The organism is Paraburkholderia sp. (genome assembly GCF_028283785.1).
In the GTDB taxonomy this organism is placed as follows: Bacteria; Pseudomonadota; Gammaproteobacteria; order Burkholderiales; family Burkholderiaceae; genus Paraburkholderia.
Window position 1 is genome coordinate 1,225,323 of record NZ_JAPWKB010000019.1, and the last position, 14,445, is coordinate 1,239,767.

A 14,445-nucleotide genomic window follows, 5' to 3' on the forward strand; every position below is an offset into this window, starting at 1 on the left:
CATGGAAGAAGCCTACCAGTACGACTGCGCAAGTCCGGATTTCGAAGAACTGGCGCGCGTGATCAGCGACCTGCTCCCGGAGCAGACGCAATTTATCGAACGTCCCGCCGAAGACGGCACGCCGACGCTGACGATTCATTGGGTCGCGATGCGCTTCGGCGCGACCGCGAAGCGGATCGTGATGCACGTGGTGATTACGCCCGCGGCGTTGGCCCGTTACCGGGCTTTGCCGCCGAGACTGCGCGGCCGCAGCTTTGCGGTGTTGCGCGCGTATGTCGAAGCGAGCATCGGCTCGCTCGAAGAACAGCACGCGGAAGGTCAACCGGTGCCACGCGACGTCACCGTCGATCTCGGCGACGAGTTTGCGTGACACGGTAGTGTGCTGATCTGAAGGCCACCGCGAGCGGTGGCTTCCGATGGTGGTATGAGGTTGAAGCGCAGCCCTCAGTCCACCGTCCTGTAGACCTTGGCAAAGCGCGCGGCCTGGACCACGCCGTAATCGCCGGGTGCGTATTGCATCACCCAGTCGCCGGCCACGCCGCGCAATACATCGCCGCTGGCGGAGCGCGCCAGCGAGAACGCTTCGTCCATCCGGCGCGCGAGCACGACCGCGGGCCGGTTGCGATACGCACCGGCTTCGCCGTGCGCAATCGATGCGCTACCGGTCGCGTCCGCCGATGCCGTCACCGGCAAATACTTCGCGTCGAACCGTTCGCGCGACACCACCCATCGGTCGCCGGTCGAACCGGTGATCAGCGCGTCGCCGGGCGCGAAACGGTTCGGGCCTTCGAGGCTCATCAATTCGCCATCGACGGCCGCGAATTCGACCTGGACGGTTTCGTCCTTGACGACGCGTTGGGCGGCTGCGTCGGTGCGCAGGTCGAGATGCTGGAGTTCGATCATGTCAACGTGATGCCGGTAAGGGAAATGCAGGAATGCACGGCGTCGCGAACGGACCGTTCGCGACGCGCAACCCGCATCATGCCAGAACCCGAAATGCACAACGCCCGCCGGTGAGGGCGGGCGTTGAGGCGAAGCTTCGCGTCGCGATGCGTCTGACGTGTTTGTCGCGTTACGCTTTACACGTTACGGCTTGACGGTCGAGTCGCTGGCGGGCGCGGCCGGTGCCGGCTTGCGGTGATGACGGCCGCCAATGCGGGCCACCCTTGCCGCCGGGACCCGGCTGATGACGGAAGGTCGTGTCGGCGAGCTTCTTCTGATCCGGCGACAAGCTGTTGTACAGCGGCTCGAACGCATCGACCAGCTTCTTCGTACCGTCGGCGTGGGCCTGCGAAATCTCGGCGTATTGCTTCATGTCGTCGAGTGCCGACTGGCTCGTGCCCGCGGCCTGACGCGCCTTGAACAACTCGCCCATTTTCTGGCCATTGCTGCGCATCACGTCGGCGAAGGTCGCCCATTGCGGTTCTTGCGCCGACGTAATCTTGAGTTGCGAATGCAGGTAGGCGATCCGGTCTTCGACATTGTGCTCGTGCATCGCACGGCCGGCGGGTGCCGATGCCGGTGCCATTGCAGCCGGCGCCGACGCCGGAGCGGCGGTCTGCGCGAATGCGCTGCTGATTGCGAGCGAAGAAGCGAGGATAACCAGTGCTTTTTTCATCGATACTCCCTGACGTCTAAAAATATAAAACCACGCATAAGCGCTTGCGGGAAGGTATTCGGGTGACCGGTCCGCAATGCCGATGCCGCTATTAGTATCACGTTATCTCTACAATGCGTCGGCTGTGCGACAAACGCTTACAACCGAAACGAACAGGAAAAAAAGCGGGTGGACAAATTCGTCAGTATGGAAATCTTCGTCGCGGTGGTCGAAGCGGGCAGCTTGACGGCCGCCGCCGAGCGCTTCGATATTTCGTCGGCGATGGTGGGCAAGCATATCCGTTCGCTGGAGACGCGACTCGCGACCCGGCTGCTGACGCGCACCACGCGCAAGCAGAACCTGACCGAGATCGGACGGCAGTATTACGCGCAGTGCCGGCAGATTCTCGCGGATGTGAAAGCGGCAGAGTCACTGGCCGAAGCGATGGCCGCCGCGCCGCGCGGCGTGCTGAAGGTGACGGCGCCGCTGACCTATGGCGTCGAAGTGTTTTCGGCGGCGATGACCGATTATCTGAACGCGTGGCCCGATGTCAGCCTCGAACTCGATCTGTCGAACCGCGTCACCGATCTGGTCGAAGAAGGCTTCGACGCGGCGATCCGGATCGGACGCTTGCCGGATTCGAGTTTCGTCGCGCGGCCGCTCAGGCCGTACCGGATGCGGGCATGCGCATCGCCGGACTATCTGATGCGCGCGGGCACGCCGCGCTCGCCCGCCGATCTCGCGCAGCATGAGTGCCTCGGTTTTCTGCATTGGGGACGCGAAGGCATCTGGCGACTGGACGGCGACCCCGACGACGCGAACACGCTGCGCGCCGGACGCTTTCGCGCCAATAACGGCCAAGCGCTGAAAGTGGCCGCGCTGCGTGGCTTCGGGCTCGTGTTGCAGCCCGAAGCGCTGCTCGCGCGCGAGATCGAAAGCGGACACCTGGTGCCGGTGCTCGACGAATTCCTGCCCGATGGCGCGCCCGTGCATCTGATCTATCCACGCGACCGGCTCGCCACGCCGAAGCTGACGAGCTTTATCGACTTCGTGATGGGGCGCTTCGGCGTATGAGCATCGATGCTGCGGTGCTTGCGGGTTCCGTGTGCTGGTTTTGCCAGCATGCGCGACATTGCCAGCGCGACCGATAAGCCGCACCATGTGATGCACCGCGTGCCGGCCTCTTTGTTCACGAAACTTACGTCCTTTTCACATCCTTTATCACTCTGCAATGCGACCACCGCGCCTCGACCAACTCGATGACCTCGACCGCAACCTCGTTGCGCTTTTGCAGGCGAACGCACGCGAGAGCGTCGCGAATCTCGCGCGTCAGCTTGGCGTGGCGCGCACGACCGTAATCGCGCGGATTGCGCGACTCGAGCGCAGCAATGTCATCGCGGGCTATAGCGTGCGGCTCGGCCAGGATGTGCTCGACGCGAGCATTTACGCGTATGTCGGGATCATCATCGCGCCGAAGTTTGGCGCGGATGTCCAGAAACGGCTCGGCAAGATGCCGGAAGTGCAGCAACTGTGTGCGGTCAGCGGCGAGTTCGATTACGTCGCATGGTTGCGCGCGGATTCGCCCGACCGGCTCAACGATTTGCTCGACCATATCGGCACACTCGACGGCGTCGAACGAACCACGACATCGATCATTCTCGCCAGAAAAATCGATCGCGGCATGGGCGGTTGAGTGCGGCGCTTTGCTGAGTGATCGCGGCTCGGTCGCTTATGTGTCGGGTAGGTGTCGGGGCGTCGAACGTGTCGAAGTCATGTCGAAGTCATGTCGAAGCGGGTTGCGGGCGCGCGGAGGAGTGGCTGCACGATCGGGCTCGCAGCCCCGCGATACGACAAAACGTATCAAAATATCGTCATTTCGTCGAAACTGATCGTCATAGCGCATCATTGTGTGTCTGTTTTCAATATTCGCTTCTTCATAGACTGTTCTGGAGGGTTTTAGCCAGTGGGCGCGGGCCCAGACAACCAGAACAAGGAGAAGCACATGAAAGTTGCCATCGTCGGTGCCGGGTTGATCGGCCATACCATTGCGCATCTGTTGCGCGAAACCGGTGATTACGAAGTGGTCGCGATGGATCGCGATCAGGCCGCGCTCGACAAGCTCGCCGCGCAGGGCATTCCGACCCGCCGTGTGGATTCCGGCGATGCCGCCGCGTTGCGTGGCGCGCTGCAGGGTTTTGATGCGTTGGTGAATGCGTTGCCGTATTACCTGGCGGTGAGCGTGGCGTCGGCGGCGAAGGGTGCGGGCGTGCATTATTTCGATCTGACCGAGGATGTGCGCGCGACCCACGCGATCCGCGCGCTTGCCGACGAAGCCGATCACGCGTTCATGCCGCAATGCGGATTGGCGCCGGGTTTTATCGGCATTGCCGCGCACGAACTGGCGAACCGTTTCACCGAGATTCGCGACGTGAAGATGCGGGTGGGCGCGTTGCCCGAGTTTCCGACCAATGCGTTGAAATACAACCTGACGTGGAGCGTGGACGGGTTGATCAACGAATACTGTCAGCCATGCGAAGCGATCCGCGATAGCCGGACGCAGTGGGTTCAACCGCTGGAAGGTCTCGAGCATTTCTCGCTGGACGGCACCGAGTACGAGGCGTTCAACACGTCGGGCGGATTGGGGACCTTGTGCGAGACGTTGGCGGGGCGGGTGGAGACGCTTGATTACAAGTCCGTGCGATATCCGGGGCATCGTGACCTGATGCAGTTTCTGCTGGAGGATTTGCGACTGTCGAGCGAGCGGGACACGTTGAAATCGATCATGCGTCGGGCGATACCGTCTACGGCGCAGGATGTCGTGTTGATTTTCATCACGGTGACGGGGATGCGTGACGGTCAGTTGGTGCAGGAAGTTTTCACGCGGAAGATTTTCGCGAAGACGGTGGGTGGCGTGGCGATGAGTGCGATTCAGATTACGACGGCCGGGGCGATGTGTGCGGTGCTGGATCTTTTTCGGGAGGGGGCATTGCCGAGGAAGGGGTTTGTGCGGCAGGAGCAGGTGTCGTTGAAGGGTTTTTTGGGGAATCGGTTTGGGGGGCTGTATGAGGGGAGAGGGATAGAGGTGAAGGTAGAGGTTTAATTTTTTTTGTTGCTGTTTAATTGGTTTTTTCTGGTTTGGGGTTGGGGTTTGGTTTGGTTGGCTTTGGGGTTTCGTGCGCGGCCTGTTTTCACGCTGGTCTGCCTGGATCGTCCCTGTGCGGGACCAGTGCGTTTTGCGGTTCGCATGGCGTTGGTCTGGTTGCTCCTGGCGTGGCGTGCGCGTCCTGTATTCACGCTGGTCTGCCTGGATCGTCCCTGTGCGGGACTGCACCTACTTTTCTTTGCTCGCGCAAAGAAAAGTAGGCAAAAGAAAGCGCGTTTACCTCGCGCTTCGTAGCGAGTGGCGCCTATTAATTTTCGGGTAGTGGACCGCGCACGATTTGAGTTGCCGCACCGCTTAAGCGAGTGACAAGGCAGTCATTCGTTCCGGCTGTTCGCTCCGCGACAGCCGTTGGGTACAGCCCCGTCTTTTTCTCTCAGCGCCATTCGCGCGCGGCACTCCGTTCGTCACAAAACCCATTTTCCTGGCATGCGCCGGTCTGGTCGCGCGCGGAAAATTCCTGGCTACGCAGAACGTCGGAACCGTCGTGAAAACGGGTGAATACCGTGGCGGAAACCGGCTCCTGAGCCGGGCGCCTGGACCGTCGTGAAGGCTGGCAAATCGGGTGGTGAAAATCGGGCTTTGAGCCGACGCCGGCATCGTCCAAAGAGGGCGGATGCTGTGCGCAAACCGCGCTTCGGGCCGGATGCCGGAACCGTCGAGAAGGCCGAAAAATAGCGTGGCGCAAACGGGTTTTTGAAGTGGGCTACCGCCGCGAAGCGGGCGGGATGTGCGGGCGCGGACCACCGGGAAAAACGGACCGCCGAGTCAAAACGTGCGCGGTCCACTACCCGAAAATTACTAGACGCCACTCGCTACGAAGCGCGAGGTAAACGCGCTTTCTTTTGCCTACTTTTCTTTGCGCGAGCAAAGAAAAGTAGGTGCGGTCCCGCACAGGGACGATCCAGGCAGACCAGCGTGAAGCCGGGACAACCAAACCAACCCAAACCGTCAGGTTACGAACCCCACCCCCCCTTGGTATGATCCCCCAAGCCAGACAAAAAACCACCAAAATCAAAAACCAGAAAAACCAACCTTAACCGGAGACCACCATGCCCGCGCGACCATCGTTCGTCACCACGATCGCGTTAGCCGTCACCCTCGGCGGCGCTGCATGCATCAGCGCGGGCTGCGCATCGACCCCCGCCGAACCGGTGCCCTTCAAAGCCGTCGCGCCCGAACGCATCCTCCAGCCGGACCTCACCCAGCCAACGCCGGGACGCGTCGCCGTGGACGTGCGCCGCGAACGTTCGCGCGACGTCATCATCCGGTTTCGCGACGCGCTGGTGTACGTCGACGGCGTTCAGGTCACCGATCTGATGAATGGGGAACACATCGTGCTGTACCTGAGCCCAGGCATCCACAAGATCGGCGTGTCGACACAGTTCGATCCGGTCGTCGAAATGGGCTTTATCGTCACCGCGGATACGCGCTACTCGAACCGCGCATCGATCAATTTCAACACCGCGCATCGCGTAACGCTGCAACGGGTCGCCCAGTGACCGCGCATCGGCGCGAGCCACGGCCACGGAACGGCACGGCCTGCAACACACATTCACGACCCTTTCGACCCGCACCGAAATCCGTTCGAAAGCCCATCGAAACGGCGTCGCAAGGAAACTCGCGCACGTCGCACGTGCATCCGGACATCACCCGAATGCGACGATGCGACCACCCGCAAACATGGCGATAATGGTCGGTCTGTCCGCGCCCGTCGCGTGGCGCGGCGAGTCCGTCGCAGGGCTTTTTCGTTTTCAGGGTAATTCAACATGCTGATCAATTGTGCCGCCTATCAGGACGGGCGGAAGCTGGCCGACATAGAAATCGACGCGATCAGCGACTACGTCGCGCGTCCCGAATGCTTCGTCTGGGTCGCGCTGAAAGAGCCGGGCCCGGGCGAGCTCGCGTTGATGAAACACGAGTTCGGCTTGCATGAACTCGCCATCGAAGACGCGCAAAACGGCCATCAACGCCCGAAGATCGAAGAGTACGGCGACTCGCTGTTCGCCGTGCTGCACACGGTCGAAATGGACGACGACGGCGAACTGCTGATCGGCGAAGTGGATGTGTTCGTCGGCTCGAACTACGTGCTGTCGGTGCGGCGCGGTACGCGCCACGGCTTCCAGAACGTCCGCGCACGCTGCGAGCGCGAACCGCGTCTGCTCAAGGAAGGCTCGGCGTTCGTGCTCTATGCGCTGGCCGACGATATCGTCGATCGTTACTTCCCGATCGTCGAGGCGCTCGGCAGCGAAGTCGAGTCGATCGAAGACCGCATCTTCGAGCGCAATAGCGCGGCCGAATCGCGCGCGATCATCCAGGATCTCTATTCGCTGAAACGTCGCCTGGTCATTCTGCAACATCACATCGCGCCGCTTCAGGAAGCCATCAGCAAACTCACGGGCGGCCGGATTCCGAGTGTCTGCTCGGGCATGCAAGCGTATTTTCGCGATGTCTACGATCATCTGGAACGGATCGTTCGCACCATCGACGGACGCCGCGAAATGATCGTCACGGCGATTCAGGTCAATCTCGGCATGATCTCGCTCGCGGAAAGCGAAGTGACCAAGCGGCTCGGCTCGTTCGCCGCGCTGTTCGCGGTGCCGACCATGATCGCGGGCATCTACGGGATGAACTTCCAGGACATCCCCGAACTGCATTTCAGACTAGGCTATCCAATCTGTCTGACCGTGATGCTGGCGGTGGACCTCGTGCTGTACTGGCGTTTCCGGCGCGCGGGCTGGCTGTAGCGCGGTGTTGTCCTGGCTTGCGGGCAATCCAGGAAAAGTCCAGCATATGCGGCGGTCGGTACGCCGCAAGCGTGCGCTGCAACACGCCCGATCGTTGACATGCAATCCATCCCGCGCAGAGAATACGACCGCAAACGTTTGCGTTATAAACGGCAAAAAAGCCAAACGAATCAAGCGATAACAACACGGCTCGCCAGAGCCTGAAAGGAGATCCCGAATGACCCACCGTCCGACATGCCGGAGCTTCGCACGCCGCCGTATTCTCGCCGGCGCGGCAACCCTCGGCGCCGCCGCCGCGCTCACGCTGGTGCTGCCGTTCCCGGCTGTCTATGCGCAAAGCGCGCACAAGCCGAAGGTCGCGCTCGTGATGAAGTCGCTCGCCAACGAGTTCTTCCTGACCATGGAAACCGGCGCGAAGGACTACCAGAAGCACAACCCGAATCTGTTCGATCTCGTCACGAACGGCATCAAGGACGAAACCGATACCGCCAACCAGATCCGCATCGTCGAGCAGATGATCGTGTCGAAGGTCGATGCGATCGTGCTCGCGCCGGCGGATTCGAAAGCGCTGGTGCCGGTCGTCAAGAAAGCGGTGGATGCGGGGATCATCGTCGTCAATATCGACAACCGGCTCGATCCCGATGTGCTGAAATCGAAAGACCTGAACGTGCCGTTCGTCGGCCCGGACAACGCGAAGGGCGCGCAGAAGGTCGGCGATTTCCTCGCGAAGAAGCTGAAGTCGGGCGATCAGGTCGGCATCATCGAAGGCGTATCGACCACGACCAATGCGCAGCAACGCACGGCAGGCTTCAAGGAAGCGATGGACAAGGCCGGCGCGAAAGTCGTCTCGACCCAATCCGGCGACTGGGAAATCGACAAGGGCAACGCGGTCGCATCGGCGATGCTCAACGAGTATCCGAACCTGAAGGCGCTGCTCGCCGGTAACGACAACATGGCGATCGGCGCGGTGTCGGCGGTGCGCGCGGCAGGTAAGCAGGGCAAGGTCTACGTGGTCGGCTACGACAACATCACCGCGATCAAGCCGATGCTGAAGGACGGCCGCGTGCTCGCCACCGCAGACCAGTACGCGGCGAAGCAGGCCGTGTTCGGTATCGATACCGCGCTCAAGGCGCTGAACGAGCACAAGAAACAGTCGGATCTGTCGGGTGTGGTCGAAACCCCGGTCGATCTGGTCACGAAGTAACGTGCACGGCATCACGGCTCGCATCCGGCCGTAGACGCGCACCGTATCAACGCAGTACCGCAGCAACCACATCGCCGGGCCGCACACAGGCAATACGGCAGCAACTGGCGAAACAGGACGGGCGTTTCATCGCGTTTCACGCCCGTCCTGAGCGGCACCTGGCTTGCGACACCGGATGCAACAGGTCGTGCAACATGCTGTGCAACACCGCATCGAATCACGTTTTTTTGCCGGGCAAAGCCCCGTCTCGCACCCACAACGGTGTCGACGACCTCGCACCCGATGCAATATCTTGGCGAAATATTTAAGAAAATTCCCGCGCGGCCGATAATCCAGAGATAAGCGTCATGACGGCTATTGCGCGACGGGAGCGCATGAACGGACGGGCAAGCGTTTGCCCCCGATCGAGACGGCATGACACGAGGCAGTTCCGCATCGCAGACGCGCATCGCCATGCGCCGAACGACGCGAGACGGCCCGACACCAGGATCGCGATGGATTCGACCAACCACGACGACCAAGCCGCACCGCCTGCGTTGCTGTCCGTGACCGGACTCGGCAAGACCTATGCCGAACCGGTCCTGGCCGACGTGTCGCTGGCGTTGCATGCAGGCGAGGTGCTGGCGCTGACGGGTGAAAACGGCGCGGGCAAAAGCACGCTGTCGAAAATCGTCGGCGGCCTCGTCACGCCCAGCGCCGGCACGATGCAACTGGCCGGCGTCCCGTATGCACCCGTCAGCCGGACTCAGGCCGAAACGCTCGGCGTGCGGATGGTGATGCAGGAGCTGAACCTGCTGCCCACGCTGTCGGTCGCGGAAAATCTGTTTCTGAACCGCTTGCCGCGTAACGCGGTCGGCTGGATCGACCGCCGCAGGCTGCGCGACGACGCCCGTCACGCGATGGCGCAAGTCGGACTCGACGCGATCGACCCCGATACGCTGGTCGGCGAGCTCGGCATCGGTCATCAGCAGATGGTCGAAATCGCCCGAAACCTGATCGACGACTGCCGTGTGCTGATCCTCGACGAACCCACCGCGATGCTGACCGCGCGCGAAGTCGATCTGTTGTTCGAACAGATCGCGGGGCTCAAGGCGCGCGGCGTCGCGCTGGTCTATATCTCGCACCGGCTCGAAGAACTCGCGCGTATCGCCGACCGGGTCGCGGTGTTGCGCGACGGACGGCTGGTGCATGTCGGCGCGATGCGCGAACTGAGCGGCGATCAACTGGTCACGCTGATGGTCGGGCGGGAGCTCGGCGAGCGCATCGAAATGGCCGGCGAGGCGGAAAGACGGCTGGGCGCGCCGCTGTTGCGCGTGACCGGCTTGACGCGCGGCACGCGGGTCAAGGACGTGTCGTTCGAGGTCCGCGCGGGCGAGATTTTCGGCATCAGCGGGCTGATCGGCGCGGGGCGCACCGAATTGCTGCGGCTGATCTACGGCGCGGATAGCGCCGATGCGGGCACGATCGCACTGGCCCCGGCGGTGGATGCGGCGCGCGCGTCGGGCCTCGGCCCGGACGATCGCCCCGGTCCCGAACCGGTTCCGGTCCGGATCGAATCGCCGACCGATGCGGTCCGCCTCGGCATCGCGCTGATCACCGAAGATCGCAAGGGCGAAGGCTTGTTGCTGCCGCAATCGGTGGCGGCGAACCTGTCGCTGGGCAATTTTTCGCAGATCGCGACGCGCGGTGTGGTCGATGCCGCGCGTGAAAACGCGCTGGCGAGGCGTCAGATCGACGCGCTGCGCATCCGCACCGCAAACGCTGCGCAACCGGTCGGTGAACTGTCGGGCGGCAACCAGCAGAAAGTGGTGATCGGCCGCTGGCTGGCGCGCGATTGCCGCGTACTGCTGTTCGACGAGCCGACGCGCGGTATCGACGTCGGTGCCAAATTCGATATTTATGCGCTGCTCGCGACGCTGGCGCGCGAAGGCCGCGCGCTGGTGGTCGTGTCGAGCGATCTGCGCGAACTGATGCTGATCTGCGACCGCATCGGCGTGATGTCGGCAGGGCGGATGACCGGCATGTTCGAGCGCGGCGGCTGGACTCAGGACGCATTGCTGGCCGCAGCGTTGGCGGGCTATCGCAGCCGCGACGCGCTGTTGCACGCACCGGCGCCGCTCGACATCTCCGCCGGCGTTCCGCAAGACACCCCGGCCGCCGGCGAAGCAGCCCACCACGACGGGAATTCACGATGACCGATCGTCTCGACCATAAGCAAAACGCGAAGGCTGCCGTTAACCAGTTAAGCCCGCTGAAAGATGCGGGGAGCGACACCGCTGCGCAACCGGGCACGCCGTCTGCGGACCCGTCGGCGCCGCTCGCCGGGCGCAAGCCCGCGGGGACGCGGCTCGGCCTGTCGAACTATCTCGGGCTGGCCGGTGCGCTGCTGGCGATGATCGTGCTGTTTTCGCTGCTGAGCGCGCATTTCCTCACCTACGATACGTTCAGCACGATCGCCAACCAGATTCCCGACCTCGTCGTGATGGCGGTGGGCATGACCTTCGTGCTGATCATCGCCGGTATCGATCTGTCGGTCGGCTCGGTGCTGGCGCTGGGCGCGTCGGTGGTCAGCGTGGCGGCGCTGAAGTGGCAATGGCCGCCTTACGCGGCCGCGCTGCTGGGCGTCGCGGCGGCCGCGCTGACCGGAACGGTGACGGGCGCAGTCACGGTGGGCTGGCGGATTCCGTCGTTCATCGTGTCGCTCGGCGTGCTGGAAGCGGCGCGCGGACTGGCGTACCAGATGACGAATTCGCGCACCGCGTATATCGGCGATGCGTTCGACTTCCTGTCCAATCCGATCGCGCTCGGCATCTCGCCGGCCTTTCTGATTGCGCTGGCGGTGATGATCGTCGCGCAACTGGTGCTGACGCGCACGGTGTTCGGCCGGTATCTGGTCGGCATCGGTACGAATGAAGAAGCGGTGCGGCTCGCGGGCGTCAATCCGCGGCCTTACAAGATCGTGGTGTTCGCGCTGATGGGCGCGCTCGCCGGACTGGCCGCGCTGTTCCAGATTTCGCGGCTCGAAGCCGCGGATCCGAACGCCGGATCGGGCATCGAATTGCAGGTGATTGCAGCGGTCGTCATTGGTGGAACGAGTTTGATGGGCGGGAGAGGGTCGGTGATCAGCACCTTTTTCGGGGTGTTGATCATTTCGGTGCTGGCCGCCGGGCTCGCGCAGATTGGCGCGAACGAACCCACCAAACGCATCATCACGGGGGCGGTAATCGTAGTGGCGGTCGTGCTGGACACGTATCGCAGCCGGCGCAGACGCGCTTAGGCGAACGGGGAAGCAGGAAATAATCTGTCATCGATGGGAAAAATGCCCGGTGCGGCGCTCGTTGAGCCGCGCGGCAGGAAAAACAGGCAGGAGAACCACAGCTTATGGCGACGATCAAGGATGTAGCGGCCGTGGCCGGCGTGTCGTTCACGACGGTTTCGCACGTCGTGAACAACTCACGGCCGGTGTCGGCCGACGTACGCGCGAAAGTCGAACACGCAATCCGCCAGCTCAATTACGTGCCGTCGGCGGTGGCGCGTTCGTTGAAGGCGCGCTCCACCTCGACCATCGGCTTGCTGGTGCCAAACACGACGAATCCCTATTTCGCCGAAATGGCGCGCGGCGTCGAGGATGGTTGCGCGCGCAACGGCTACTGCGTGTTCTTCTGCAACTCGGACGACGATCCGGTCAAGCAGCGCAACTATCTGCGCGTGCTTCAGGAGAAACGCATCGACGGGCTGATCGTCGCGTCGGCGGGTGAGGATTCGGTGCTGGCGCAGACGCTATCGGATGCGCGCGAGCCGCTCGTGATCGTCGACCGGAATATCGAAGGGCTGAGCGCCGATCTGGTGCAGATCGACCACGAAAAGGGCGGCTATCTGGCCACCCGTCATCTGCTCGAACTCGGGCACGTGAAAATCGGCTGTATCACCGGTCCGATCTCGACGGCGGTCAGCGCGATGCGCGTGCACGGCTTTATCCGCGCGATGGCCGAACGCGGCATCGAGATCGCGCCGGGCGCGATCGTCGAAAGCGATTTCTCGGGCGCGGGCGGTTACGGCGCGGCCAGCACGCTGTTCGACACGTTGCAGCCCACGGCGATTTTCGCGGGCAACGACATGATGGGCATCGGCGCATTGCGCGCGGCGGCCGAACGCGGGATGAAGGTTCCGCGCGACGTGTCGATCATCGGTTTCGACGATATCGAACTCGGCCACTTCACCTATCCGGCGCTGTCGACGGTCGGTCAGTCGGTGCGGGCGCTGGGCGAAATGGCGGCGCAAACGCTGATCGAGCGGATCGTCGCGACCGGTAACGGCAATGGTTCAGCGGTGGCGGGGCAGCACGGCCGGCCGCCGGGCGAGCCGCCCAGGATCGTGGCGACGCGGCGACGCGTGATCGCGCCGCGACTGATGGTGCGCGAATCGACTGCGCCGTGGGCCGGCGCGAAATCCGGCAGCGCAGGACTGGCGGCGGCGTAACGCGGCAGCACGCAAACAGAAACGACGTTCGACCGGGGATCGACATGCGGCGCTGACGCCGCGAGGAGAGCGCGGTGGCGACGCATCCGGCACACCCGACAGTCGCAGTGGTCGGCAGTCTGAATATGGATCTGGTAGTGCGCGCGGCGCGCCTGCCGAAGCCCGGCGAGACGCTGGCCGGCCAGACGTTCATGCAGGTCGCGGGAGGCAAGGGCGGCAATCAGGCCGTCGCAGCGGCGCGTCTGGGCGCGCACGTGTCGATGCTCGGCTGCGTCGGCGCGGACCCGAACGGTGCGCAACTGCGAGCCGGTCTCGAAGCCGAAGGCATCGACTGCGATGCGCTCGAAACCCATGCGTCGACAGCGAGCGGCGTCGCGATCATCGTCGTCGACGATGCGAGCCAGAACGCGATCGTGATCGTCGCGGGCAGCAACGGCGAAGTCACGCCCGACACCATCGCCCGTCACGAAGCGGCGCTGGCGGCCGCGCAGGTCGTCGTCTGTCAACTCGAAACCCCACCTGACGCGGTGTACGCCGCGCTCCACACGGCCCGTCGTCTGGGCAAGCTCACCATCCTGAATCCCGCGCCGGCAGTCGGGCCGTTGCCCGCGTCGTGGCTGCCGTTGATCGACTATCTGGTCCCGAACGAACTCGAAGCCGCGACGCTCGCCGGCACGCCCGTCGATTCACCGGACGACGCGGCGCGCGCCGCGCTCGCGCTGCACGCGGCCGGTGCCCGCAACGTGCTGATCACGCTCGGCGCGCGCGGCGTGCAGTGCGTGCTCGACGGTGCAGCGCCCGCGCTGTTCGACGCCCCGGCAGTCAACGCGGTCGATACGACCGCGGCCGGCGACACGTTTATCGGCGCACTCGCCGCGCAACTCGCGCAACAGGTGCCGGTTCACGACGCGATCCGCTTCGCGCAACGCGCGGCCGCGCTGTCGGTGACGCGAGCGGGTGCGCAACCGTCGATTCCGACGCTCGGCGAACTGTCCACGGCACCCTGAGCACAGCGCGACATCGCGTCGCGCCACCGCCGGCATCTTTCGACCTGTTACCTGCGCGCCGGCCGCCGATGTCGACGGGCGCCGCATGCACTTTTCTACAACGCACTGAAACCGTGCCCGAGCGGCGTTTGCGCCCCGAAATCGCGCGGCGCGCGGCCTGTCGATCGCTCAACGTTGTAAGAATTACTCAGACGAATTTCGATATTGTTCAGACCATATAAATCCTTCAAGTCCACTCGGTGCCTGCCGTA

13 protein-coding genes are annotated in these 14,445 nt (G+C 63.4%); 11 read left to right on the plus strand and 2 right to left on the minus strand.

All coding sequences use genetic code 11. The features are described from left to right. The first annotated feature begins 1 nt into the window (after window position 1). Window positions 2-370, plus strand: coding sequence for a DUF3022 domain-containing protein (locus PW947_RS27750; protein WP_299635564.1), 369 nt, complete (start codon window positions 2-4; stop codon window positions 368-370). 74 nt (window positions 371-444) lie between these two features. Here PW947_RS27750 and PW947_RS27755 read toward each other — a convergent pair whose 3' ends face one another. Further along, the gene (locus tag PW947_RS27755; RefSeq protein ID WP_299635565.1) at window positions 445-903 is read right to left on the minus strand and encodes a PGDYG domain-containing protein; all 459 of its coding nucleotides are present in this window, start codon (window positions 901-903) and stop codon (window positions 445-447) included. A 169-nt stretch (window positions 904-1,072) separates the two neighbouring features. Next, window positions 1,073-1,618: a Spy/CpxP family protein refolding chaperone gene (locus tag PW947_RS27760; RefSeq protein WP_299635566.1), complete on the minus strand. Its 546-nt coding sequence runs from the start codon at window positions 1,616-1,618 to the stop codon at window positions 1,073-1,075. Between the two features lie 168 nt (window positions 1,619-1,786). Here PW947_RS27760 and PW947_RS27765 point away from each other — a divergent pair, with 168 nt between their 5' ends. From PW947_RS27765 to rbsK, 10 genes are all read left to right on the plus strand, one after another. After that, a complete protein-coding gene (locus tag PW947_RS27765; protein ID WP_299635567.1) occupies window positions 1,787-2,671 on the plus strand; it encodes a LysR family transcriptional regulator in 885 nt (294 codons plus the stop codon). 157 nt (window positions 2,672-2,828) lie between these two features. Then, complete coding sequence (locus PW947_RS27770) at window positions 2,829-3,290, plus strand: Lrp/AsnC family transcriptional regulator (protein ID WP_299635568.1); 462 nt, start codon at window positions 2,829-2,831, stop codon at window positions 3,288-3,290. A 309-nt stretch (window positions 3,291-3,599) separates the two neighbouring features. Beyond that, on the plus strand, window positions 3,600-4,697 hold the full coding sequence (locus PW947_RS27775) for a saccharopine dehydrogenase C-terminal domain-containing protein (RefSeq protein WP_299635569.1): 1,098 nt from the start codon (window positions 3,600-3,602) through the stop codon (window positions 4,695-4,697). Window positions 4,698-5,809: 1,112 nt separating this feature from the next. After that, entirely contained in the window at window positions 5,810-6,259 is a 450-nt protein-coding gene (locus PW947_RS27780) for a hypothetical protein (RefSeq protein WP_299635570.1), read from the plus strand. A 267-nt stretch (window positions 6,260-6,526) separates the two neighbouring features. Next, window positions 6,527-7,504: a magnesium/cobalt transporter CorA gene (gene corA / locus PW947_RS27785; protein WP_299635571.1), complete on the plus strand. Its 978-nt coding sequence runs from the start codon at window positions 6,527-6,529 to the stop codon at window positions 7,502-7,504. A gap of 217 nt (window positions 7,505-7,721) precedes the next feature. Continuing rightward, window positions 7,722-8,708 carry a sugar ABC transporter substrate-binding protein gene (locus PW947_RS27790; protein WP_299635572.1) on the plus strand — a complete coding sequence of 329 codons (987 nt, stop codon included), beginning with the start codon at window positions 7,722-7,724 and terminating at the stop codon, window positions 8,706-8,708. A gap of 494 nt (window positions 8,709-9,202) precedes the next feature. Beyond that, window positions 9,203-10,903, plus strand: coding sequence for a sugar ABC transporter ATP-binding protein (locus PW947_RS27795; protein ID WP_299635573.1), 1,701 nt, complete (start codon window positions 9,203-9,205; stop codon window positions 10,901-10,903). Then, window positions 10,900-11,985, plus strand: coding sequence for an ABC transporter permease (locus PW947_RS27800; RefSeq protein ID WP_299635574.1), 1,086 nt, complete (start codon window positions 10,900-10,902; stop codon window positions 11,983-11,985). The genes PW947_RS27795 and PW947_RS27800 overlap by 4 nt, the downstream gene beginning before the upstream one ends. A gap of 104 nt (window positions 11,986-12,089) precedes the next feature. Then, window positions 12,090-13,187, plus strand: coding sequence for a LacI family DNA-binding transcriptional regulator (locus tag PW947_RS27805; protein ID WP_299635575.1), 1,098 nt, complete (start codon window positions 12,090-12,092; stop codon window positions 13,185-13,187). A 74-nt stretch (window positions 13,188-13,261) separates the two neighbouring features. After that, window positions 13,262-14,194 (plus strand): ribokinase, encoded by a 933-nt coding sequence (rbsK, locus tag PW947_RS27810; protein ID WP_299635576.1) that lies wholly within the window; start codon window positions 13,262-13,264, stop codon window positions 14,192-14,194. Window positions 14,195-14,445: the final 251 nt, after the last annotated feature.

What these genes read in the sequence shown, in the direction of transcription:
- PW947_RS27775 (WP_299635569.1), top strand. Translation starts at nt 3,600, where the DNA reads ATGAAAGTTGCCATCGTCGGTGCCGGGTTGATCGGCCATACCATTGCG.
- PW947_RS27750 (WP_299635564.1), top strand. Translation starts at nt 2, where the DNA reads ATGGAAGAAGCCTACCAGTACGACTGCGCAAGTCCGGATTTCGAAGAA.
- PW947_RS27760 (WP_299635566.1), bottom strand. Translation starts at nt 1,618, where the DNA reads ATGAAAAAAGCACTGGTTATCCTCGCTTCTTCGCTCGCAATCAGCAGC.
- corA (WP_299635571.1), top strand. Translation starts at nt 6,527, where the DNA reads ATGCTGATCAATTGTGCCGCCTATCAGGACGGGCGGAAGCTGGCCGAC.
- PW947_RS27755 (WP_299635565.1), bottom strand. Translation starts at nt 903, where the DNA reads ATGATCGAACTCCAGCATCTCGACCTGCGCACCGACGCAGCCGCCCAA.
- PW947_RS27780 (WP_299635570.1), top strand. Translation starts at nt 5,810, where the DNA reads ATGCCCGCGCGACCATCGTTCGTCACCACGATCGCGTTAGCCGTCACC.
- PW947_RS27800 (WP_299635574.1), top strand. Translation starts at nt 10,900, where the DNA reads ATGACCGATCGTCTCGACCATAAGCAAAACGCGAAGGCTGCCGTTAAC.
- PW947_RS27795 (WP_299635573.1), top strand. Translation starts at nt 9,203, where the DNA reads ATGGATTCGACCAACCACGACGACCAAGCCGCACCGCCTGCGTTGCTG.
- PW947_RS27790 (WP_299635572.1), top strand. Translation starts at nt 7,722, where the DNA reads ATGACCCACCGTCCGACATGCCGGAGCTTCGCACGCCGCCGTATTCTC.
- PW947_RS27770 (WP_299635568.1), top strand. Translation starts at nt 2,829, where the DNA reads ATGCGACCACCGCGCCTCGACCAACTCGATGACCTCGACCGCAACCTC.
- PW947_RS27805 (WP_299635575.1), top strand. Translation starts at nt 12,090, where the DNA reads ATGGCGACGATCAAGGATGTAGCGGCCGTGGCCGGCGTGTCGTTCACG.